The sequence below is a fragment of the Siphonobacter sp. SORGH_AS_1065 genome (assembly GCF_030818595.1).
GTDB lineage: Bacteria > Bacteroidota > Bacteroidia > Cytophagales > Spirosomataceae > Siphonobacter.
The window spans coordinates 1,166,291-1,191,229 of record NZ_JAUTAM010000004.1 but is presented as its reverse complement, the minus strand read 5'-3'; the positions used below and the strand labels follow the sequence as shown (position 1 = coordinate 1,191,229).

Genomic DNA, 24,939 nt, shown 5'->3' with positions numbered 1-24,939 from the left:
GTGATGATATTTGTTAATCTAAGAATATATGCCCAAAGAGAAGTAAATAGAAATCAGTAAAAGCAAAAAGCCCATTAGAAATATACTGATTATTAGAGTATGTCTAGCGAATATCAAAACTATATAACGCTATACAAATTTGACTAATGGATCGTATTCATGCTTTAAATGTAATCTATACCTTGAATTTTTATGATAGGAACGATCATGCATGTCAAATAGATGTATGTTTTTGTTTGAATAATTATCTTTAATACTTTATATAAAAGACAAATTTGTTTTATTGACTTAAAATAAATTTAAAATTATTCTTGCATAATTAGTAAAGGAAAGTAGTTTTGCAATCATTATTAACCTGTGTGTCCCACTAATTAGATTTTATGCATGAAATTTTACTGTCCTCTTCTGAGTGTAACCTGCTTCCCTACTACCTGAAGTAGTACTCTGACAAATCTCTTTCAGATTCAAATACCTGCTACTAATATCCTGATAAGATATTTTGTTAAAGGTAAGTTGTTTCTATATCTTATTCTGACATAACCTCATCGTCAGAGTTTACTATCCTATTCATTTTGACCGCCATCAAATGTTGAACTCTCCTTATTTCGTAGGATTTGTTACCTAATACCCTAATAGGCTTTTGAATGTATCATAGCTATAGCTATGACTAATACTGCCTGTATCTTAAAATTAGATATAGCAGAATGGCTATGGAGTGATTTTTTGAAATTTTAATAATACTAATACTTTGGACAGTTAGAAATACAAACTAGTTCCAGAATGTTATCATTTTTTATGAAGAAAAATATACTTATTAATAATTTCTTCTTAGTCCTGAAAGGATTAGTTCTTGTAATCTTTACGGCGTATCTCAATAAGGGATATGCTCAATTACATACCAATGATAGTTTTAATGGCAGAAGTATAAATACAACGCTTGCTGTTGGAGCAACACCGGGATCAGGTGGTGTTTCATCAGGGGCTGCTACTTATAGTATTCCTATCGTTGTACCTCCGGGGACGAATGGAGTTGTTCCTAATCTTTCCATTAATTACAACTCACTGAGTGGTGATGGAGCACTAGGACGAGGTTGGAATATTAGTGGCCTCTCGGTTATTAGCCGAGTAGGACAGTCAAATTATTATGACAATACTATTACACCAATTCAACTTAATGCTAATGACCGTTTTGCATTAGATGGATCACGCTTATTGAGCCTGTCAGGAAATTATGGAGCTAATGGAACTACCTACGGTACAGAAGCTGAAAGTTTTGCCACTATTACCTCTAATGGTAGTGTTGGGTCTGGACCTTCCTGGTTCAAAGTGGTTACTAAGGAAGGTGTAGAAATGGAGTTTGGAAATACGTCAGATTCCAAAGTAATGAATGAAGCCGGTTCTGAAGTCCTTCTATGGCAAATAAATAAGATTACCCAACCTGGCGGAAACTATATCACTTTTAAATATACCAATAGTGATCGTGATTTTAGAATTGAAGAAATTAGTTATACGGGCAATGCATCAGTTGGGTTATTGCCTTACAATAAAGTTAAGTTTTCTTATACTCCTCGAAATGTAGCTACAACCATTTACATGGGAGGATCAGCACTGGTTAGTAAATATCTTTTGGATTACATTTCAATAACCAATGAAAATAGTGCTTTCAAGAGTTATTATTTTACCTATGCCTGGGATAATATAAATACCTTTCTGAAGGAGGTTACTGAAAAAGGTACAGATGGTTCAGCTTTAAACGCTACTATTTTTAAGTATGGAGACTCGACTTCAGATAAAGTTGTTGAGTCACTCACTAGCATTCAGACATCTAATAATACATTATTAAGTGGAGATTATGATGGGGATGGCATTAGCGAAATGGTGACTACGTCTACCACTACTTCCTCTACGGGAATCGAATATGTAACAGGGTTCAAAGTTTGGAAAAGAAATGTAGTAAGCGGTAGCTATTCTTTGTATAATGAACAAAATCTACCTACTACTAGCTCATATTTCTACAATGAACATCGTATACCTACTATAAAAGGACTTAGTCCTTCTGACGTTACGGGCGATGGCAGAGATGATATTATATTAACGGGGGTACAATATGTTGCAAGCCCGTCAGATCCGCATAGTAGGTTAGATAATATAATTGTATATAAAAGTACTGGAAATGGATTTTTGCAGGAAAGTCAAAAGGCTCCTGAAGTGTGGAATTCTTTTTATAATAGATATGATATATATTCTCGTATTCCTTCTAATGGAAGATTCTTTTATACAGGAGATTTTGATGGAGATGGGATAGTTGAATATATAACTATTTTAGGTAATGAACTGGATAAAAATAACCCTAATTACGCTTTTTTTTATTACGATAATAAACCTAATAACCTAGATACTAATGATTTGATAATGACGTTTGGTGGTGATGTACATCGCCAGGATTGGTGGACTGCGGATGACATTAGAGTGTTAGATTTTAATGGCGATGGGAAAAGTGATATTCTTCTAATATGGGGCTCTGAATCTGAAATTTATACTTTCGAATCTTCAACTCGTGTTCGTAGTATCTATTATTCAAATTCTTTATTTACGAAAGATCAACATTTATATGTAGGAGATTTTAATGGAGATGGTAAAAACGATGTTCTTTCTTATTCATCAAGATATACTTCATTTGTTAAGGCTATTTCTACAGGAAAAGAATTTAGTACATCCACATTTACTATTAATTATTATCCTGATAGCCCAGAAGAAGTGGGTGTTCATGATATTGTAATTGGAGATTGTAATGGGGATGGTAAATCTGATATTATACATTCTTGGACTAAAAAATACGTATCTTATTCTTCTGGTACACCAGAAGATTTATTGATAGATTTTAACTCTGCTAGAGATATTTACTATAGTCAGGGAGATGCTTTCTTATACAAAAGAATTCAGGATAAAGTTGAATACACTAGTGGAAATCAACCTTACTATGGCCATACATACATACCATCAATAAATGCTGATGTAGATGGAGATGGCCGAATAGATTTAGTATTTTCTGAAAATAATAAAGTTAATACCTTATTATTTCATAAAGATGGAAAAGAACTTCTGCTCGAAAAAGTCAAAAATGGTTTCAATCACATTACCAAGTGGAACTATGAAAGTTTAAGTAAGGGAGGTGTACTCTATTCTAAGGGAAGCCAAACCTCTAACTACCCTCTCAATATCATTCAGCCCGCTATTCAAGTCGTTTCTTCAACCGAATCACAAGATGGAATAGGGGGTATAGTTACAATTAAGTATGCCTATGAAGGTGCTCGCTTACATCGGGGTGGACGTGGATTCTTAGGATTTACGAAAGTTATTTCTGACAACTTGGTAATGCAGGTTAGAAGTACATCCGAAAGCAAACTTAACACGACCTATTTTGTTCCTGAACCTTTTGAAGAAACAACGTTTTCACTGACGACTGGGGAATTGCTAAGCAAATCAACTCAGCTAGGCGAATTTATTAGTAAAGGAAATAAACGCTATCTCTATCAAAGTAAAACTAGTAGTGTTTTAGATGGGTTGTCTAACGTAACGACAACCACATCTACTACTTATGATAACTATGGTAATGTACTGACTTCGACGGTAAGTAACCCTATTGAAACGACACTCACTACTTATAATGACTATCAAAGCCGCATCACCACTACCCCTCGTTTACCTAAATGGAGTGAAGTGACCAAGACGAGAAGCGGACAGAATGCTTACTCTATACGAACCAATTTTGACTATACTTCCATTGGTCAACTTTATGAAAAAGTAAATTTTGTAGGTACGTCTAAATCCATCAAGACTACTTATGGCTATAATAACCTGGGTAATCAAACTAGTGAAACGATTGCTCCTAGTGGGATGGAGTCAAGAAGCACTTCTGTAATGTATGATGCTAAAGGACGCTATGCTGAGTACTCTACTAATGAATTAGGTCAAACGGCTTCAGCTACCTATGATGCCAAATGGGGGAAGCCTTTAACTACTACTGGTATTAATGGTTTACAGACAAGTTATCAATACGATACTTTTGGCCGTACGCAGTCTACTACTGTTCCGGAGGGATATACCATAAATCAGACTTATACCTGGGCGGTTTCAGGTAATCAAATCTATTATACAACCGTTACACATCCTGGTCAGCCTACTGAAAAGAACTATGTGGACGTTTTAGGAAGAACACTTAAAACGGAAACTGAAGCAATGAATGGCGATTGGATTACCCAAATTCAGCAGTATGACAATCGGGGTAATATGGCGTCTTCTACACAACCTTATTTGCCAGGAGAAACAATATTAACTACCTCTACATCATACGATATCTACAATCGCCCTCAAAGCATTACTCATTCTGCTTTTGGTACGACTACTCTTGCTTATAGTTATCAAAACGGGAATTTGACGGTAACCACTACCAAACCGGGACAATCTCAAAGCAAGGTTTCAACCAAAACAACCGATGCAAGTGGTCAAACCATTAAAGCTACCGATGACGGGGGTGAGCTAACGTATACGTATTACAGTCATAGTAAATTAAAGGAGGTTAAAAAAGATAATGTCGTAGTAACCTCTAGTGAATACGATGAGCAGACTAATCAAACCAAGCTTATCGATCAAAATGCAGGGACGACAACATACCTTTACAATGCTTTGGGTCAGTTAACAAGCCAAACTAATGCCAAGGGAGAAACGCATACCTTGCAGTATGATAAGCTGGGACGAGTGACTCAGCGAGTAGAACCCAATAGTCAAGGAACGACTGTCTACCAATACTATACTACCAATTCGACTACCAATCGTTCACTTAACAAACTAGAGAAAGTAACGGGCTTTTCGGGAGAAACTAAAGAGTATACCTATGATAACATGGGTCGGGTACAAACCGAAAAGCAAACCATTGATGGAACCGCTTATATTACCACACTTGGTTATAATTCTGTCGGACAGGTAACGACTACCATGTATGGTTCAGGCTATGGCACTATCCATCATTACAATAACAAGGGGTATTTAACCAAGATCACCAATAGTAGCCAAAGCGTTACGCTTTACCAGACGGGCACGCTCAATGGTCAGGGGCAACTCAAAACGTACAATTTAGGCAACGGGAAAAGCTCGACCATTAATTATGAAAATGGATATCCGACGCTCTATCAAACTAGTGGTGTACAAAACCTGAAGCTGCAATGGAACTATCAGACGGGTAATCTAAATAATCGTGAGGATCTCATTAAAAACAAAAAGGAGAACTTTACTTACGATAATCTGGATCGATTACTAACGACTCAGGTCGAGGGTTTGTCGTCTACGTATTCCATTAACTATACTTCCTCCGGTAATATTGATTCGAAAACTGATGCAGGCATCTACACTTATGTATCGGGTAAACCCAATGCAGTAGAGACAGTAAGCAATCCAAAGTCAGTCATTCCCAGGCTACAGCAGGATATTAGTTATACGTCGTTTCAGCAACCCAAGAAGATTAGTGAGAATGGCTATGAACTGGATTATACCTATGGAGAAGAGTATGAGCGGATTAAGGGCGTGCTCAAGAAGGATGGTAATGTCGTTTATACCCGCTACTATTTAGGTGAATACGAAAAAAGCAATAACAAGTTTATTCATTACATCTCTAGTCCGGCAGGTTTAGTGGCCATTGTCGTTCGGGAAAACAATACTGATACCTACCACTATATCTACACGGATCACCTGGGATCGATTCTGACAGTCACTAATGCTAGTGGAGGTGTTGAAGTAGATCAAAACTTTGATGCCTGGGGAAGAAGAAGGAATGCTGCTACCTGGGACTATGCGAATGTCGCTACTTGTAGTAGTTGTGACTGGTTGTACCGGGGATATACTGGGCATGAACACCTGGAAGAGTTTGGCCTCATCAATATGAATGGGCGATTATATGATCCGGTACTGGGACGAATGTTAAATGCGGATAATTTTGTACAAGATCCGGATAATACTCAGAGTTACAACCGATACTCTTATGTACTTAATAATCCACTAAAGTATAATGATCCAACAGGCCAGTTTTGGAATAATGTGATCGGAGCAATAGTAGGAGCAGTAGGTTATACGCTTAGTGTTGCTTTTAGTGAAGGGGGATTTGACAATTGGAGCTGGGTAAGTTTTGGAATGTCTACCGTGGCGGGTTTTATCTCTTCCGGCTTTGCCACCGGTATTGGAGAAGTGGCTACTACCATTGTCAATCCCTTGCTTCGAGTAGGATTTCAGGCAGTTGCTCATGGTATAGTAGGAGGAGTGGTATCAGGAGCACAAAGCGGGAATTTTGGGTCTGGTTTTTTAGCTGGCATGACAGGTTCGGTGGTAGGTTCTTTAACGGGTAATCTACCTGTAAGTGCCCAAATTGGAGCTTCTGCCTTATTAGGAGGAATTGCTTCAAAGCTAAGTGGTGGTGATTTTTGGAAAGGAGCCGCACAGGCTGGGATTGTGGCTGGATTTAATCATGCTATGCATAGATTAACTGATATTGACCCTAGTAAATACAGAGAAAAAATTAAAAGAAAGATACTTTCTGATGGAGAAATCACACTTGAAGAAGCCAATTTATGGTGGAAAGTAGGAAATGGCGAGGCTTTAAATATAGATGCTATAAAAGTAATACCGTATGTATATGACGTTGAATTCTTTAATGACCAAGCTTCGAGGCAAACAGTATTTGATCCTACTAATAGATATGGGAGAGTAGTAGGAAATATTTTACTTAGTAGGGAAAATTCAGCATCTACAGAAGCTAGGATACTAGATGATTTTTATAATTTTGAAGAACATCCTGGCACTTCCGTATTAACTAAACTTAGAAATTGGGCTACAGAAATTGGTGCTCAGAAAGCAGGGGTTGGTAAACCATATTTTATTAAATTTAATGGAACAGTTCCAATTAAAAAATGGGAATTTTTTAATGCATCTAGATATGGTCGTTAAAATGAAAAAGTTAGTATTATTGTTCGTTTTGGCAAGTACTTTAACTGCTTGTAATTTAAGTGATGGAGTAGATAGCCTGCCTAACGGATATTTATATGTTAGGGAAGGTAATTGTTATAAATACATTAGAGGTCATAGTGGCTCAAAAAAAACATTTACTATGATTAGCACAGTAATACATTATGAAGTTGAAAGTCCACTCATTTTGATATGCACTATTGATCCTTCTTATTGTGAAAAATTAGGGGGAGACCATGATGTAAGTAAAATAAATCCAGACTCTATCAATTATGTACTATTAGATACAAAGGATGGAAATATACTGAACAAATGTAAAATAGATGATATAGCTTCTATGCCTGATTCTCTCCGAGGCAAATATATTGATATGTTAAAAAATATTCCTAAGTATGAAAATGAATAATTTTACCATCGTTGCTTGTGCTTAGCAAAGCGTCACCAACAACGATGGTAAAATAATCTGTTAAGAATCTGTTCAGAGGTTCTAGTTGTTCCCGCCCTGGCTGGTGTCCTCACCAGCCATCAATAAGAGCCTAGTGTTTGGTGAGGATGCCAACCCGGGTGGATGACTGCCAATCCGAAAAGAGGTCGATCAAGCATTTCAAGTAGAGACGCGATGAAATCGCGTCTGGATAAGAGGCAGTCATCATTACTTTAGGGATTATAAATCCCTTACAGATGGCTTTCGGATTACAAATCCGAAAGAGCGTAGCTTAGTAAATTTTTTTAGATTATGAATATATATAGGTAGTTGATGATTTTAGGTATTGGTTTGTTGATTATTTGTCAATATTTTATAATTGAATTATGTATTAAATGATAGTAAGAATTTATACAGGTATTTTATCTACAAAAGAATGTTTTTTATTAGAGGTAAGGGTGGAATATTTTGACTGGTATATAATTAACTAACGATTTGTTTATAATAAAATTTAATTAGAAGGGTGATTTTAAATGTTTATTAATAGTTTATTATATAAGAAATATTTAATTGAAGTAAGGTTTATTTGTTATTAGTATCCTACGAGAAAATATAATTAAGTATGTTAAGTAGAAAATTATTCAATCATAAGAGTTATGTTGTTATTACTTAGATACAACAATATAACAATGGCTGTAATTGATCTGTGTAATAGTTTTTTAAATTAAAGTTATATATTACTTATTTTTCAATGAGAAAAAACTACTTATTTTTATTATTTTTTGCTTAGTTACTCAGCTAGCATTGGCTCAGGTGAAGTTCACCTACGATGCAGCGGGTAACCGCATTGCCAGGGTTAAGCAGGCCACTACATCTGGTTGCGATTTTGCCATAAGCACGTCTCCAACGGCTTCGGCCAGTTGTGGGGGAACGGTGAGCTTATCGGCAAGCTGTTCGGGTAATGATTGCTCGGGGGTGAGCTACAGCTGGAGTGGACCTAATGGCTTTACGGGCTCGGGCAGTTCGGTGAGTCTGACGGCCCCTGGTACAGCGGGTAGCTACACCTATACAGTAACGGCGAGTAAGAGTGGATGTACTTCCCAGCAGAAGCAGGTGACCTTGACGGTGAGCTGCGGAGGAACGGGAACGTGTAACTACACGAACAATCAGCTCTTGGGTCATGCCAATGGGGTCAATGCTGGTCAGGCCCTGTATGTGAAAGTGGTGGGTAACTGCAAATACATTGCCTTTGAGCCGGGGGGAGAAAGTCGAGCCCTGGACTGGCTGTACATGCTTCGCAATAACAATGGCTGGGCTTCGGGGGTGACGCCTTTGACTTCGGATGAGATTCCGGTCTGTTTCAAGCAACCGGGTGAAAGCTGTCCTGGGGGCTGTAGTACGCCGGCGGCACCGAATGTGAGTGCGAGTGCGACGAGCATCAACTCAGGGCAGTCGTCCACGTTGACGGCGAGTAATTGTTCGGGGACGGTAACCTGGAGCAGTGGACAAAGTGGGAGTAGCATTCAGGTGAGTCCTACGGCAACGACTACGTATACAGCGACCTGTACGGTGGGCAGTTGTAGCAGCCCGGCTTCGAGTGGGGTGACCGTTACGGTGGGCAATCGGTTACAGGTAGCGATTAGTGGCATTACGGGTCAGGCTAGTACCAAGAAGCGGGTAACGATATCGAATCCTTACTCGGGCAATCGGACGTATCTGTGGTACATCTACCGTGATTCGGATATGCAGTACATCGGTTACGGCACGGACATTTCTAGCAGTACGGGCGTGTTTGATGTGGATCTGGCTTCGTATAATCTGGTTTCGGGAACGGTGTATCGTTTGTACGTAGGAGATACGGGAGATTCGGGCAACTCTCGGCATGGCTATAACACCTTCACTATTGGGAGCAGTGCCAGTAACTGTAATTTTACAGTGAGTACGCCTTCAACGGTTTCGGCTGGTTGTGGGGGAACGGTGAGCTTATCGGCAAGCTGCTCGGGCAATGATTGTTCGGGGGTGAGCTATAGCTGGAGTGGACCTAATAACTTTACGGGCTCGGGTAGCTCAGTGAGTCTGACGGCCCCTGGCACAGCGGGCAGCTACACCTACACAGTAACGGCGAGTAAGAGTGGGTGTACTACTCAGCAGAAGCAGGTGACCTTGACGGTGAGCTGCGGAGCAACGGGAACGTGTAATTACACGAACAATCAGCTTTTGGGCCATGCCAATGGGGTCAATGCTGGTCAGGCCCTGTATGTGAAAGTGGTGGGTAACTGCAAGTACATTGCTTTTGAACCGGGGGGAGAAAGTCGAGCCCTGGACTGGTTATACATGCTTCGCAATAACAATGGCTGGGCTTCGGGGGTGACGCCTTTGACTTCGGATGAGATTCCGGTCTGTTTCAAGCAGCCGAGTGAAGGCTGTTCATCAACGAGCAGTTGTGCCTTTACAGTGAGTACGCCTTCAACGGCTTCGGCGAGTTGTGGGGCAACGGTAAGCTTATCGGCAAGCTGCTCGGGCAATGATTGTTCGGGGGTGAGCTATAGCTGGAGTGGACCTAATGGCTTTACGGGCTCGGGCAGTTCGGTGAGTCTGACGGCCCCTGGTACAGCGGGTAGCTACACCTACACGGTAACGGCGAGTAAGAGTGGGTGTACTTCCCAGCAGAAGCAGGTAACCTTGACGGTGAGCTGCGGAGCAACGGGTCAGGTGAGCCAACCTCGTAGTCAAGTAGATGGGGGCGATTGTACGAGTATCTGGGGCTGGGCCTTCGACGGTGGTAATACGCAAAGCTCAGTAAGTCTGGATGTGTACATCAATGGCACCAAGACGGCTACCATTCCAACCAACGTGTCCCGTGCCGATGTCGCTAGTTACTATGGAACGGGTTCCTACAATATGTACGGCTTTAGCTACAGTATTCCCGCTTCGGTGAAGAATGGCACCCAGCTAAGCGTATCGCTGAAGTTTGCGGGTACGCAAACGGAACTATCGGGTAGTCCCAAAGTGATTGGGGTCTGCCAGGGCAGTGGAGGCTGTGCAACGGGTGCCCCGAGTGTGAGTGCAAGTGCGACGAGCATTACTTCGGGTCAGAAAGTAACCTTGTCGGCCAGTGGCTGTTCGGGCACGGTGACCTGGAGCAATGGGCAAACGGGGAGTAGCCTTGTGGTACGTCCCGCCGCGAGTATGCAATACACGGCGACGTGTTCGGCAAATGGGTGTACGAGTAGTGCTTCGGCTACGGTAAGTATTCAGGTGACCACGAGCATTGCCGCGGGGTGTTACCGGATCCAGGGCTTTCAGTCAGAGAAGTACCTACAGGATCGGGGTTTGAATACGCAGTTGCAACAGTACACAAGTAACGGTCAGAACAATCAGCTCTGGAAGGTGGAGTCGGTGGGATCGGGATTGATGAAGATCATCTCGACTAGCTCGGGGTATGGCTGGGATATTGACGGAGCCAGTCAAAGTGACGGAGCGATCCTGAAGCTGTACAGCTATGGAGGGGGCAGCAACCAGCAGTTTGGCATCAGCTATGTCAATGACGAGTACGGTGGGTTCCGGGTGACGCCTTCGCATGCCAGCAACAAGTGCGTAGAGATCGGAGGCTTCAGTGTGTCTGACGGAGGCAATGCCGCACAGCAGGGGTATGCGGGCAATGGCAACCAGCGATGGGTCTTCGTGCCTGCTACATGTCCTAGCAACAGTATGGGTCGGCAAGCAGCATCTCAATATGAGATCTCTGAGCCAGTTACGAAATTATTGTTAGTACCTAACCCAGCTGAGAGTACTGTAGAACTGCAACTTTCATCAAGCCAGAAGGTCAAACAGGCTACCATTTTTGATATGCAGGGGCGTACCTTACTAGAATCGACAGAAAGTAAGATAGATATTAGAAATCTTCCAGTTGGATCATATCTAATTCATGTCTTAACTGAAACAGGAGAAAGGTACCAGCAACTTTTACTAAAAAAATAAAAGGATTTTAAAGCTTAGAAACCCCCAAGCATCTAATTGTTTGGGGTTTTTTATTAAAAAGAAGCCATCGTTTTAAGTTACAGTCTATATAAAGTGGATCATTTACTACTCCATGAGTAATGCTAGTAAGATATAAAATGGAAAGGTTATGAATTTTAATAATTCTGCAATGAGCTAAGCCTCTACAAAGCGTTGATTATTTGATAAATCTTTACTTCAAAGGCTTAATGACTCTGAATAACTAAACTCATGACTCTCAATCGTATTGAGTTTTTATTTGTATATTTACTTACTAGTAAGTAAGTTTACCAAAATTTCTATGGAGACAAAAGATAAAATCAGGAATCTGGCGGAGGAGTTGATTCGTACTAAAGGCTATAATGCCTTTAGTTACGCGGATTTGTCGGCTCCACTAAAAATAAAGAACGCAGCCATTCATTATCATTTTCCCAGTAAAGAAGTACTGGGAGCGAGCGTGATTGAAGAAATGGTATTGGGCTTTCAGCAATTAAGCAGTAGCTGGAGTGATCAATCGGAGAAGGAGCAGATTGAATTGTTCATGGACATTTACCGAAACTCTTACGAAAAGGGAATGGTATGTTTGATGGGATCACTAGCCCCCGATTTTGAAACGCTTTCTCCCGCCATGCAGGCCCAAATTCAACGGATGAGCCGGGTCATTCTTGACTGGTTAACTGCTTGCCTGGAACAGGGTCGAACCAAACAGGTATTTCAGTTCAAAGGGGAAGCCTCCGACCGGGCTTTAGTGCTGATTTCTAGTCTGATTTCTTCCTTATCACTTTCCCGTGTGCAGCAAACAGATCTCTACAGCCGCATACGTCAACAATTATTGTCTGATATACTAGCATGAAACGAGTAGTCATTACGGGTTTGGGAGCTTTGACTCCGCTGGGAAATAACGTAACCACTTTCTGGAATAACGTCACCCAGGGCAAAAGTGGAGCAGGCCGGATTACCCGGTTCAATCCCGAAAAATTTAAAACCCAGATTGCCTGCGAATTAAAGGATTATCAGGCTTCCGATTACCTGGATAAAAGTGACATTCGTCGCAATGATCCTTTCACGCACTATGCCCTTATTGCGGCCGACCAGGCCATTGCTGATTCAGGTCTGGATTTTAACCAGATGAACCCCTTCGATGCGGGGGTGATCTGGGGTTCGGGTCAGGGCGGAATGGAAACCTTCGAAGAGCAGGTTCGTGAATATACGCTTGCTGATAACACCCCGCGATTTAGTCCTTTCTTTATTCCCAAACTCATCGTCAATATGGCTTCAGGAATGATTTCTATTCGCCACGGGTTAATGGGCATTAATTATACCACGGTATCCGCCTGTGCTACTTCTAACACGGCTATTATGGATGCTTTTAACTACATCCGTTGGGGCAAAGCGAAAGTAATGGTTACGGGCGGATGTGAAGCACCGATTACCCCCGCATCGGTAGGGGGATTTAGTGCTCTGAAAGCCATGTCTACCCGCAACGATGATCCGCTCACGGCTTCACGGCCTTTTGATGTCAACCGCGATGGTTTTGTTATGGCGGAAGGAGCGGGAGCTTTGATTTTGGAAGAATACGAGCACGCAAAAGCCAGGGGAGCGTATATCTACGCCGAATTGGCCGGAGCAGCCATGACCGCTGATGCCTATCACATGACGGCCACGCATCCTGAGGGGCTCGGAGCTTATCAGGCCATGAAACTGGCTTTGCAGGATGGCGAATTGAATGAAGCTGACCTGGATTATCTGAATATGCATGCGACTTCTACACCCGTAGGAGACGTTAGTGAAATCGCGGCTATTACCAAACTTTTTGGCTCTCACCCCGATCACTTACAAATTAGTGCTACCAAATCCATGACGGGTCATTTGTTAGGAGCAGCGGGAGCGGCAGAAGCCATCATTTCCATTCTATCGATTCGCGACGGCTTAATTCCGCCGACAATTAATACAGAGGAACTAGACCCCCGGATTTCTTCTCAGTTAAACATCGTTCTGGGTCAGACCAAGGAATACCCCGTGAAAGTAGCCATGAGTAATGCCTTTGGCTTTGGTGGGCATAACGGAACTGTGGTGTTTAAGAAGTTTGAAGGGTAGTAGTTAGAGTAGAAAAAGAAAATGGATATTGTTAAAGTCAACTATGAATAGATAAAATGGTAATGGCTTAATCAGCGTTGCACGAGATTCGTTTGTGAATGATGGTAGAGGCTATAAGTTGGAGGCATAATAGATAAACACTATTTAACGTTACCGAACTATTCGCTTATTACTGCTCTGTTACACTGTAATGACATTTGTTCAAACTTAGATGGGCTACATATAAAAGTACAAACTGTTAAAATGGTGCTTGATGTTTCAGATGTGCAAGACAGGGGGTACGTGCTAACTATAAATTGTGATACCATGAGCACGCTTTCTAAATAAAGATTTCTTCGAGGGAGACTTCAATATGCAGAAGAGTAAAGTTAGTTTTAAATTTGATAACATAGAGCCATTTCATGGTAGCTCTATGTATGTTCAAAAGTATGGTACTCAGCCGTTGTACTGGATGCAGAAAATCTCAAATCGTTGAAGTTATTATCTTGGTTTGCATCCTAAGCAGTAGTCTACTTTTCATTAAATACTATCAATGCTCAAGTTTAGGCCAATGAATGGATTACAGAAACCTAGCATCGGTCGTTGAAACGAGCTTGTTTTAAGCGTTGGTAATAAAATAAGAGGCTTAGATCAGAAATTTTCTTGCAAAGACTGTAGTGGAAACAGGTAATCTTTGTCCCAAACCAGAAACTTCATTGAAAACCAGATTGCTTTTTCAAAGCTACGACCGTTTGTGACGCTGGGCCAGTACATTGATTAACTACTTTCTTTTCAATTCATTAATATAGCTAAGCTACTACCAAAGATATTAGGTCTGAGTAAATGTTTCATAATAACTTGAATACCTTCTTCTTATAGAATTGACTTCAATTATTGATCTATTATTGTTATACTTATATCAAATTAAAACTTAATATAAAGTATAAATGGCTTCGGGATAGAAGATATAATCTACTAGTTGTAGAATTAAAGATTATATTTGATGCTTGCAACAAGATTCCTTCCTGCTAATTATGTCAGCCTTAAAATCCGTAGATGTCGCTATACAAGTATATGGCAAACCCTTAATGACCGGAGTAGCCATTAGCTCTTTATTAGAGCATTCTGGTAAATGGATTGATAGAATCTATTTGATTGAAGAGAAAGTCCAGCCTAATAATTCTGATTTTTCTTATTTGTCCAGGCATTTTAAAGATCGAATTATTCATGTGAAGCCTCGTTTTTATATGGGACACAAGGCTAGCCGTAAATCTTTGCATTGGTTTACTCCCTACCGAAGATCGATTCGTTATCAATATGCTTTTGAGAAGAGTAAAAATCCCTACCTCTTCACCATTCATAATGACATGCTTTTTCACGGGGATATCCTGGAAGCATATTTAGCACAAATGAAATCGGGACATTTTGCGGGTGTAGGGCCTATCGGACAATGCTGGAATTGCCCGGCTTTTTACGCTAAAAAATGTACTCCAGATGCGTATAGCGACTACAAACCTGATTGGAAGGAATTGGGAGAGCTAAGCGAGCAGTTCTATGCTCCGCGGAAGGAAATCTACCAGCACTTTGCTGCTAATAATCAATCCTGGCCTTTACCCGAGTGTCGATTGAATGAATGGGCAGCTTTGATTGATTTAAAGCAGGTAAGGCCTTATGTAAAGGACCCTATTTTTGGTGATATGAGTTTAGATACGGCGACCCGCTGGTTTAGTATTCTTAATCACAAAGGCCTGCGATTTAAGAATAGTTCTATCGATCCTTATGCTACTCATGTGTGGACGGGTGTAGAGGGGGAAGAAAACTCAGGACTGAGTACGCAAAACAATATCAATTTGTATGAAAGAGCAGAAACGCAGTCTTATCAGAAGTTAGTAGAACATTTTGGTTTTCATATAAAAGAATTAATGCCCATATTACCAAAGAAACTTATAGTAGAATAAAATGTATAAATGATTTAATCTTTGAAAAATAATTTATTAAAAATTATAGTGAACATACTAAACAGATAAATTAAACCTTAGTTTTGCTCGACACTATTTTTAGTGTGTTACTTATTTTATAATTTAACTTTTTACCTTGAGTATATTTACTGGCTTTTAATTGCTGCCATACGTTAATAGAGATCATTGTGTGTTTTATTAAGCTATATAATAGTTCATTTTATAGGATCATATGCCTTTATTGTATTCTATTTGTTTGTTTATCAGAGTTATATAATTAGAGTAATCTTAATTTTATCACGTTTGTTTTTTTACTTACTAAATTCATGGCCTATGAAGTTTTTTACTTACCAATTAGTAGTATTCTTTTTGAGTATGCTACCTTTCACTTCTAATTTGTCACGGAAATCTCCCCCTACTGAAACACCGGTTTCTTCTAAAGCCGTCTCTCCTCAGAGAAATGCTTATCGTTCTAATTATCAAATAATTGAGCCTATTCGTTATACTTTACGAACGTCTAAGTCTTCAGTTAGTGTGAATGAAGAAGTAATATTAACCATTGGAGTACAATATTTTAATGTCTCTCCTAATTCTGTATTTACACTGATGAGTGAGGGTATTTTTTTAAAGGTATTAGTTCCAGAAGGATTTGAACAGACTGGTGGTAGCTATTATGACTTTATTGAAGCACGAGTAAATGCTAACAACTCTTACCAAGAGTTTACTATAAAGGGAAAATTTAATCGTATACCTACCAATGGTATATTCACACTCATCAAGGGAGATGTGTATTCCCGAGATATCAATAAGTACATCTATAAGGCGAATACTGAGATAGAAGTGTATGATCAGGCTCATCCTTCTAAACAGTCTTTAGGTCGAGTTAAAAACGCTAATGGACAAAACATTAGTACACTTACTATTCCTTCATCGATAGAATGTTCAGGTTATAGCTTTACGGATGGCCAAGTGATTGGTAATGCAGGGCCTGGTAATGCCGTAATTCGGATGACTAATGGCTGTGCAACGGTGTATTGGGAAGGCGGTTCTGCTTCAGGTAGAACACACATAAATTGGTTAATTAATCTTTCTGGCAAGACGATTCCAGATGAAGTGTTAGAAAACTGCTTGATGTGGGATGGAGATGGTAAAACTTGTAATCCAGCAGCGACGTGTAATCTGACGGTGTCACTGAGTGGTGGTGGAAGCACAACGTGTGGAAGCACAACTACGTTGACGGCCAATTGCCAAGGTAATGATTGTTCGGGGGTGAGCTATAGCTGGAGTGGACCTAATAGCTTCACGGGCTCGGGTAGTTCGGTGAACGTAACCGCACCCTCTACGGCGGGCAGCTACACCTACACAGTAACGGCGAGTAAGAGTGGATGTACTTCCCAGCAGAAACAGGTGACCTTGACGGTGAGTTGCGGAGGAACGGGAACATGTAACTACACGAACAATCAGCTCTTGGGTTCGACATCAGGAAAAAATATTTACGTCAAGGTAGTAGGTAACTGCAAGTACATTGCCTTTGAACCAGGGGGAGAAACTCGTGCTCTGGACTGGTTGTATGTATTAGTCAATAACGGAGGTTGGGCTTCGGGGGTGACGCCTTTGACATCGGATGAGATTCCGGTCTGTTTCAAGCAGCCGAGTGAAAGCTGTCCTGGGGGGTGTAGTACTCCGGCGGCCCCGAATGTGAGTGCGAGTGCGACGAGCATCAACTCAGGGCAGTCGTCCACGTTGACGGCGAGTAATTGTTCGGGGACGGTAACCTGGAGCAGTGGACAAAGTGGGAGTAGCATTCAGGTGAGTCCTACGGCAACGACTACGTATACAGCGACCTGTACGGTGGGCAGTTGTAGCAGCCCGGCTTCGAGTGGGGTGACCGTTACGGTGGGCAATCGGTTACAGGTAGCAATTAGTGGCATTACGGGTCAGGCTAGTACCAAGAAGCGGGTAACGATATCGAATCCTTACTCGGGCAATCGGACGTATCTGTGGTACATCTACCGTGATTCGGATATGCAGTACATCGGTTACGGCACGGACATCTCTAGCAGTACGGGCGTATTTGATGTGGATCTGGCTTCGTATAATCTGGTTTCGGGAACGGTGTATCGTTTGTACGTAGGAGATACGGGAGATTCGGGCAACTCTCGGCATGGCTATAACACCTTCACTATTGGGAGCAGTGCCAGTAACTGTAATTTTACAGTGAGTACGCCTTCGACGGCCTCGGCTGGTTGTGGGGGAACGGTGAGCTTATCGGCAAGCTGCTCGGGTAATGATTGTTCAGGAGCAAATTATAGCTGGAGTGGCCCCAATGGGTATGCATCAACTCAACAGAATCCTGTCATTAGTAACTTATCGGCTAGTCATAGTGGAACGTATACGCTGACAGTTACCAAAGGAAGTTGTACGACAACTTCTCAGATTACACTTAATGTAACAAATTGTGGAGGCACCGTTTCACAGCCATTTAGCAGCTTGGATGCAGCAGATTGCTCAAGTATTCGGGGTTGGGCTTTTGATAATGCAAATAATCAGGCTTCAGTGTCAGTCGATGTCTATATCAATGGAACGAAAGTAGGGACGACACTAGCAAACCGAACGCGTCCTGACGTAGCTAGTTATTATGGGTTGTCTTATAGCTTGTATGGGTTTGAGTATACGCTTCCTGAGCAGTATAAGAATGGGACAAGTCTTAATGTATCTGTGAAGTTTGCTAACACGCAGGTTGAACTCTCGGGGAGTCCTAAAGTAGCGGGTCCGTGCCAGAGCAGTGGGACGAGCTTTGCGATCCAGGCAGGTGGAGGAGGAGAGAAGAGCTGTGGGTCAAGTGCGGCATTGTCGGTAAGTTGTGCAAGTGGAGATTGTACGGGAGCAAGTTATAGCTGGAGTGGACCTAATGGATATGCATCAACGCAACAGAATCCTGTCCTTAGTAATTTATCAGCTATTCATAGCGGAACGTATACTGTTACGGCCACTAAGAATGGAGTGTCGATAACTTCAACTTTACAATTGACCGTAAGCTGTAATCCTTCGAGTGGAACATTAAAAGCACGTGCGTACAGCACTTCCAACTAAATGAAAAAACTACTATTATTCTTTATAACACTGCCTGCTTTAGTATGGGGGCAAGGGAAAATTTACGTGCGTACAAGTGAAGGACAAAAGCCTTATACGTATCAGCTTTATCGGGGTGATGGTACGCTGGTAGACACGCGATCTTCGTCTTATAAAGACGAAGAGGCCTTTAATGCACCAGGAAGTTATGGCTATTCTTGGAAAGTAACGGATGCTAGTGGCTCTTCAGTGACTGGGGGCGTTGATGCAATTTCTCACGAGCTAATGAATAAGCCAGTTCGAATGAAGGCTATTTACTATTATAGTTCAGCTGTAGAAGCAACTGGCGTTGTGAGTGATGTGCAGCAAATTCCTGGATTTAACACGGCGGGGGTAAATGTACATGCTCATGATTTGATGGGAACACCAGAGGATTATAATCATTTACGCTGGACTACTGCTTATGATCACACAATCCCGAATCAAAGCTTTACCAGTGAGCAGGATTCAAAAACTATTGACCGAGTTATTTATAATGCCTATAATACAGGAACAAGCCTGCAAAATCGTATTCAGATTCGTCTGACGTTTTCAGGTTCATTACTGGATTATCAGGTGGCTCAAAATTATTCTTGGGCCTATGGGTCTGATGATTTGCCTCGCCAACCTGATGGCAATGTAGCGGATGCCCGGCCATCCAATGGATACTTGGTAAAGTTTCAGAGTTATGCTTCACCACGGGGATTGAACTTTTTTAAGGAAACTTTCAAAAAGCTATGCACTCGTTATCAAAAAGCAATTAATGATGGTACTATCCGGGAGATTTCTTTTCAACTCAATGAGTCTGGGGAGTCGAATATATCAGGAGCTTATCATACAGCAGACGGAACGTATTCTATGTCTTATGGAGACTATAGCGTTCAGATGAGACAAGCTTTCATGAATTTCTGTCAAGCTCGTTTCAATACGATTCAAACTATGAATCAGAAGCTGGGAACTAGTATTCCTTCTTTTACCCTGCAGGCGTTTAATAGTAATATGCTATTGAACAACGCTGATGGGGGGAACAACACACTTCAATCCCTTTGGCAGTGGTACCAGATGGAGTCTCATGCATTATTTGAATATCAAGTGCAGCGTTATGCATACGAACAAGTTAACCTTACCCGTTCCCGTTTGTTTGCCTACGATGTGGGTAGTATTTTCAATGGAGATTTTTTCCGCATGAAAAGCTTCAATTTTGCCCAACGTTTATTAAAAAATGACCGCTGGATGCTTGTGAAATCGAATAATTCTCATGAGTTTGGGGCGGGACCTTTCGTCATTGATCAAATTCTTTCAGCCGCTCATTTAGCAGGAGCAACTCCTTGTTGGGAGCCTTCTCCAGGGTACTCAGTATTTACTATACCTTTTTTAACGGAGGCTGCCCAATTAGCGGTAGATAATCATGTGGGGCTATCTGCTTTTTCAGCTCCAGAGTCTGTGACTGGATATCACTCCGTTCCTTTTTGGCAACAAGTAGCGAATAACGTAAATCTAAGTAGCAAGACCGCCACTCTTAAGCCGAATGACTTGGATGGAGCTGGTAATATGGTAGTTGTTAAGATTCCTTTCTTAACCGTTGCACTGGACGGTAAATATGACCATATTGGCGATAACTACGTTAAGAATAAATGGCAGGAAGCCAAAAATGCGAATCCCGACAAACACATCAATATCAGGATTGATGACGCTGATATTAGAGCTTTGTTTGTAAACCCTTATCCTTTATAGTTTAAATGATAAGCTAAAAGAGAGCCTCAAATCAATCGATTTGGGGCTCTCTTTTTAGATAAGTAAGCTATCTAATTAGATTACAAAATATACCGCGTCGAAAGAAAATTCGATTCGTTCTTTTGCAGAATCTCATTTACAATCGCTTTGTTTTCGCTGGTTTCTTTCGTGGCGACAATCGTTCGAATGGAGAAAGAGCGAAGGGCATCATTTACTGATAAGGTACCTTCGGCGGAATCCTTACGACCCGTAAAAGGGAACATATCCGGTCCACGTTGGCATTGGGCGTTAATGTTAACCCGCGAAACCTGATTTACTAACTGATCCACCAGATTAGCAATTTCCACGGGATCGTTACCAAAAATACTAACCTGCTGTCCGTGCTGAGAATCAATTAAATATTGGATGGGTTCTTCTTCACTCGTAAAGGTAGCCACTGGGATAATGGGGCCGAACTGCTCTTCCCGATACACCTTCATGCCTTCAGCCACGGGATAAAGAATGGCTGGATACACAAAAGATTTGAAGTTTTCACCGCCGTGTGGATTGATTACACGAGCACCTTTGAGTTTGGCGTCTTCAATGCATTCAATCAAATAAGCGGGTTTATTAGGCTCGGGCAGAGGCGTTAGATTCACGCCTTTTTTCCAGGGCATACCCAGTTGCAGTTTGGCTACCGCTTCGCTGAGTTTAGAGAGAAACTCTTCAGCCCGGTTTTTATGAACCCAGAGAATTTTCAGGGCCGTACACCGTTGTCCGTTAAAAGATAACGCACCCAATACCGATTCTTTTACGGCTAAATCCAGATCCGCATTTTCAAGAATAATACCTGCATTCTTGGCATCCAGTCCTAAAATGGCCCGCAAACGGTTGGTTTTCGGGTGCATTTTCTTAAGATCCGACGCGACACGGCTGGAGCCAATGAGCCCTAATACATCAATTTTACCCGATTGCATTAATCCCGGAATGACGGTATTACCGCGTCCGTACAGTGTATTAACTACGCCAGGAGGGAAACTTTCTTTAAAGGCTTCCAGCAGTGGGTAATGCAGCAGAGTTCCGTGTTTGGGAGGTTTGAATAACACCACGTTACCCATCAGAATTGCCGGAATGAGCATCGTATAGGTTTCATTCAAAGGATAATTGAATGGTCCCATGCAAAGCACTACGCCCAGTGGCGAGCGGCGAACCTGCCCAATAATACCTTCCTCGATGATGAATTTGGAATTCTCGCGGTCAATGCGTTTGAGCTCATCGAGGGTGTCGTGAATGTACTGCACGGTGCGGTCAAATTCCTTTTCCGAGTCGGCCAGCGATTTGCCAATTTCCCACATGAGCAGCTTCACCACCTCGGCTTTCTTTTGCAGCATTTTCTGGGTGAAGGTTTCCATGCAGGCAATTCGGCCCGCAACAGACATAGTCGGCCATTCCCCGCGACCGTTATCATATGCTTTCAAAGCGGCATATAATACTTCCATGCCGTCGGCAGCATCCACTACGGGGTAACTACCGATGCGAACGGGTTCCCAACCGTCGGCGGTGCGTTGATGAATGGGCGAATACACATCCTGGGTTTTACCTTGCCAGGATTTCATGGTTCCTCCAATCAGATATTCCCGCTGCTCTAGGGGGGCTGAAAGGGCGTGTTCGGCGGGAATTTCTTCCGCTAGGGGAAAGAGAGACTCAAGTCGTAGCGTACTCATGATGAAAAGAAATTTATGTAATCTTCTATAAATCAGAGTTGAATGAAGCGTTGTAAAGCCTTATGGAAAAGACGGAGAAGATTCTGCCAGACCCGATAAACGTAGTAGATTTTTCATCCGCTTCCTTCACCATGAAAAGGAAGCGGAAAAAGAAAAAGCTAGAAAAATCCTAGATGATTTCTTGAAGAAGTGTTCTGAAATGAACGAATTGCAAACCGTAACGACGGTCAATTTCAGATTCTAAACGGGCCGAATAATCATTAACGTAGGTATTATAATCATCCATATCGGCAAAAAAGAACTGGAACGTATAGGTTACCCCACCCTGATCAATTTCCGTGAGTAGTTTAAAAATGCGATTACCAATGGGAAGATTAGTTGCCAGTACAGCCGGAACGTGGGTGTTTTTCATCCATTCAATCCATTCATCATGGGCGGCGTGTTCAATATTATACGTGACGTTATAAAGCAGCATAGTGTTATGTTAAGGGTTAGGGAATGCGTGATTTCCCCTTCTAAAATGGTTTTTACTGATTTGTTGCCTGGTAACAAACCTAAACCAAGAATTAAGGATGGCAATACCTTGAGGTAAGAAATTTATTTCTTTTCCAGATTTTATCCTTGTCTTTGATTAAAAAACATGGTGCCATTCCGCCCTCTTCTGTAAAACAAGTAGCATGCGGTTGGGTTATTGCTGGCAATACTTTTTGCTAGTAAAAAGCGGGAGATAAAACAGGTAAGCCCCAAAAAGACCTGCTATACGAATTCGGATGGAAAAAATTTCAATTTGCTGGTTGCGGCGGGATCTTCGTCTGCACGACCAGGCTGCTTTATATCACGCCTTACGCGGAGCGTATCCCGTATTGGTCTTTTTTATTTTTGATCGTGAAATTCTTGATGACCTGGAAGATCGCCGGGATCGTCGGGTAGAGTTTATTTATGAGCAAATTCTTTCCCTTGATAAAAAGCTTCAAAAGCATAAGTCGGGACTACTGGTGAAATACGGTTCGGCCTTACCCGTCTGGAAAGAGGTTTTGAAGGAATATGACATTGCCGAAGTCTACACGAATAATGATTACGAACAGTATGCTTTAGAACGGGACAAAGCCGTAGCTGACTTGCTGGCCACTAAACAAATTCCCCTGCATAGTTTTAAAGATCAGGTTATTTTCGAAAAAGACGAAGTGTTGAGTAAGGCCGGAAAACCTTACTCTGTTTTCACGCCCTATAGTAAAGCCTGGAAAGCTAAAGTCAATGACTTTTACGTAAAGTCGTATCCAACCGAGAAGTACTTTAAAAACTTTTTTAAGGCCAAACTTCCCGCTATTCCCAGTTTGCAGGATATGAATTTTGAGGCCGTAGGCGAGCCCTTCCCTTCGTCAGAAATTAACGAAGAACTCATTAAAGACTACGACAAAACCCGTGATTTCCCAAATTTGGAAGGCACAAGCCGCATGTCGATTCACTTGCGGTTTGGTACTGTTTCCATTCGGGATCTGGTTCGGGTGGCTCAAAAACTCAACGCTACGTATCTCAATGAGCTCATGTGGCGGGACTTTTATTTTCAGGTACTTTATCACTTCCCGCATATTAACTCAGGCCACGCGTTTCGGCCTGAATACGACCGAATTCAGTGGCGTAATGATGAGCAAGATTTTGAAGCCTGGTGTGAAGGACAAACGGGTTACCCCATCGTGGATGCGGGCATGCGGCAGATGAATGCAACAGGCTTTATGCATAATCGGGTTCGGATGATTACGGCAAGTTTTCTGGCTAAGCATCTGTTAATCGACTGGCGGTGGGGCGAAGCTTATTTTGCCAAAAAACTTCTGGATTACGATTTTTCGGCTAATAACGGTGGCTGGCAGTGGGCAGCAGGCAGTGGCTGTGATGCCTCTCCTTATTTCCGGGTGTTTAATCCAGCTTTGCAGGCTAAGAAATTCGATGCCAAACAGGAATACGTTCGGCATTGGGTACCCGAGGTAAGTGAAGCTCATTACCCCGACCCAATTGTAGAACACGAAACGGCTCGGGAACGGGCCATTACCACCTATCGAAAAGCGGTAAAGAAAAAATGATTCTTACTGAGAAAGGTATTCAGTAAGGTGGTTCTGAAGTTCCTGTACGAGAATGTGGCGTTGAATTCGACCGCCTTCTGTGACGAGCGTGATTTCGCCCCGCTCTTCTGAAACAACGATAATAGCGGCGTCCGAATGCTCGGATAATCCAATAGCGGCCCGGTGACGAAAACCCAGGATGGGTGAAATATGAGGACTTTCAGAAACGGGTAACATACATCGGGCTGCTTTAATACGGCCATCAGAGATAATGACGGCTCCGTCGTGCAGAGGGCCGTTTTTCTGAAAAATTGCCAGCAGAATAGCCTTGGAAAGTTCCGCATCAATACTATCGCCAGATTCAATGTATCGTTTAAGCGAATCTTCTTTTTTAATGGCAATCAGGGCTCCGGTCCGGCTGGCGGCTAGTTTTTTAACGGCGTCTATCACGGGGGCTAATTCCCAAGTGTTATGGTTTTCAGACTTCTGTTGAAAAATACGGTTTAAAATGGGGTATTGCTGAAGGTTGGTGGAACGGCCCACAAAGATGAGAAATCGCCTGATTTCGGGTTGAAAGATAATCACCAGAGCCAGTACGCCAATTTCCATGAACTGACCTAAAATCGTGGAGAGTAACTCCATATTCAAGGCTTTGACAATCAGGTAAAAACCGTATACAAGAAGGTAACCCAGAAAAACCCGGCTTGCAATGCTGCCTTTGATCAGAAAATAAATCTGATACATCAGAAAAGCGACCAATATCACGTCGATAAGGTCAGAAAAGGCAACGTCTAAAAAGCCAAGACTATAGAGCAACATTCGCCAATGATTAACAAATAGGATTGAAAGGGCTAGTCGTTTGACGA

At 41.9% G+C, this 24,939-nt stretch carries 12 protein-coding genes; 9 read left to right on the top strand and 3 right to left on the bottom strand.

The window, feature by feature from the left end; all coding sequences use genetic code 11:
• Positions 1 to 780: 780 nt before the first annotated feature.
• The 8 genes from QE390_RS05550 (at position 781) to QE390_RS05515 (ending at position 20,313) form a co-directional block, all read left to right on the top strand.
• Positions 781 to 6,993, top strand: coding sequence for an FG-GAP-like repeat-containing protein (locus QE390_RS05550; protein WP_307141402.1), 6,213 nt, complete (start codon positions 781 to 783; stop codon positions 6,991 to 6,993).
• A 1-nt stretch (position 6,994) separates the two neighbouring features.
• On the top strand, positions 6,995 to 7,417 hold the full coding sequence (locus QE390_RS05545; RefSeq protein ID WP_307141401.1) for a hypothetical protein: 423 nt from the start codon (positions 6,995 to 6,997) through the stop codon (positions 7,415 to 7,417).
• Between the two features lie 831 nt (positions 7,418 to 8,248).
• Positions 8,249 to 11,416, top strand: a complete 3,168-nt coding sequence (locus QE390_RS05540; RefSeq protein WP_307141400.1) for an RICIN domain-containing protein — start codon at positions 8,249 to 8,251, stop codon at positions 11,414 to 11,416.
• 319 nt (positions 11,417 to 11,735) lie between these two features.
• A complete protein-coding gene (locus QE390_RS05535; protein ID WP_307141399.1) occupies positions 11,736 to 12,287 on the top strand; it encodes a TetR/AcrR family transcriptional regulator in 552 nt (183 codons plus the stop codon).
• A complete protein-coding gene (fabF, locus tag QE390_RS05530) occupies positions 12,284 to 13,531 on the top strand; it encodes a beta-ketoacyl-ACP synthase II (protein WP_307141398.1) in 1,248 nt (415 codons plus the stop codon). The genes QE390_RS05535 and fabF overlap by 4 nt, the downstream gene beginning before the upstream one ends.
• A 1,013-nt stretch (positions 13,532 to 14,544) precedes the next feature.
• Positions 14,545 to 15,468, top strand: a complete 924-nt coding sequence (locus tag QE390_RS05525) for a hypothetical protein (RefSeq protein WP_307141397.1) — start codon at positions 14,545 to 14,547, stop codon at positions 15,466 to 15,468.
• Between the two features lie 534 nt (positions 15,469 to 16,002).
• Positions 16,003 to 18,561, top strand: coding sequence for an immunoglobulin domain-containing protein (locus QE390_RS05520; protein WP_307141396.1), 2,559 nt, complete (start codon positions 16,003 to 16,005; stop codon positions 18,559 to 18,561).
• Positions 18,562 to 20,313, top strand: a complete 1,752-nt coding sequence (locus QE390_RS05515) for a hypothetical protein (RefSeq protein WP_307141395.1) — start codon at positions 18,562 to 18,564, stop codon at positions 20,311 to 20,313. It begins immediately after the preceding gene.
• Between the two features lie 80 nt (positions 20,314 to 20,393).
• Here QE390_RS05515 and QE390_RS05510 read toward each other — a convergent pair whose 3' ends face one another.
• Both QE390_RS05510 and QE390_RS05505 read right to left on the bottom strand, forming a co-directional pair.
• Entirely contained in the window at positions 20,394 to 22,016 is a 1,623-nt protein-coding gene (locus QE390_RS05510) for an NADP-dependent glyceraldehyde-3-phosphate dehydrogenase (RefSeq protein ID WP_307141394.1), read from the bottom strand.
• A gap of 169 nt (positions 22,017 to 22,185) precedes the next feature.
• Positions 22,186 to 22,491 carry a DUF4286 family protein gene (locus tag QE390_RS05505; protein WP_106637117.1) on the bottom strand — a complete coding sequence of 102 codons (306 nt, stop codon included), beginning with the start codon at positions 22,489 to 22,491 and terminating at the stop codon, positions 22,186 to 22,188.
• 295 nt (positions 22,492 to 22,786) lie between these two features.
• On the opposite strand from QE390_RS05505, the gene QE390_RS05500 reads away from it, so the two are divergent.
• A complete protein-coding gene (locus QE390_RS05500; RefSeq protein ID WP_307141393.1) occupies positions 22,787 to 24,094 on the top strand; it encodes a deoxyribodipyrimidine photo-lyase in 1,308 nt (435 codons plus the stop codon).
• Positions 24,095 to 24,097: 3 nt separating this feature from the next.
• Here the strand turns inward: QE390_RS05500 and cdaA are convergent, their stop codons facing one another.
• Positions 24,098 to 24,892, bottom strand: coding sequence for a diadenylate cyclase CdaA (gene cdaA, locus QE390_RS05495; protein WP_106637119.1), 795 nt, complete (start codon positions 24,890 to 24,892; stop codon positions 24,098 to 24,100).
• Positions 24,893 to 24,939: the final 47 nt, after the last annotated feature.

Excerpts from the sequence above, each read along its gene's own strand:
- QE390_RS05550 (WP_307141402.1), top strand. The coding sequence starts at position 781 with ATGTTATCATTTTTTATGAAGAAAAATATACTTATTAATAATTTCTTC.
- QE390_RS05545 (WP_307141401.1), top strand. The coding sequence starts at position 6,995 with ATGAAAAAGTTAGTATTATTGTTCGTTTTGGCAAGTACTTTAACTGCT.
- QE390_RS05535 (WP_307141399.1), top strand. The coding sequence starts at position 11,736 with ATGGAGACAAAAGATAAAATCAGGAATCTGGCGGAGGAGTTGATTCGT.
- fabF (WP_307141398.1), top strand. The coding sequence starts at position 12,284 with ATGAAACGAGTAGTCATTACGGGTTTGGGAGCTTTGACTCCGCTGGGA.
- QE390_RS05525 (WP_307141397.1), top strand. The coding sequence starts at position 14,545 with ATGTCAGCCTTAAAATCCGTAGATGTCGCTATACAAGTATATGGCAAA.
- QE390_RS05515 (WP_307141395.1), top strand. The coding sequence starts at position 18,562 with ATGAAAAAACTACTATTATTCTTTATAACACTGCCTGCTTTAGTATGG.
- QE390_RS05510 (WP_307141394.1), bottom strand. The coding sequence starts at position 22,016 with ATGAGTACGCTACGACTTGAGTCTCTCTTTCCCCTAGCGGAAGAAATT.
- QE390_RS05505 (WP_106637117.1), bottom strand. The coding sequence starts at position 22,491 with ATGCTGCTTTATAACGTCACGTATAATATTGAACACGCCGCCCATGAT.
- QE390_RS05500 (WP_307141393.1), top strand. The coding sequence starts at position 22,787 with ATGGAAAAAATTTCAATTTGCTGGTTGCGGCGGGATCTTCGTCTGCAC.
- cdaA (WP_106637119.1), bottom strand. The coding sequence starts at position 24,892 with ATGTTGCTCTATAGTCTTGGCTTTTTAGACGTTGCCTTTTCTGACCTT.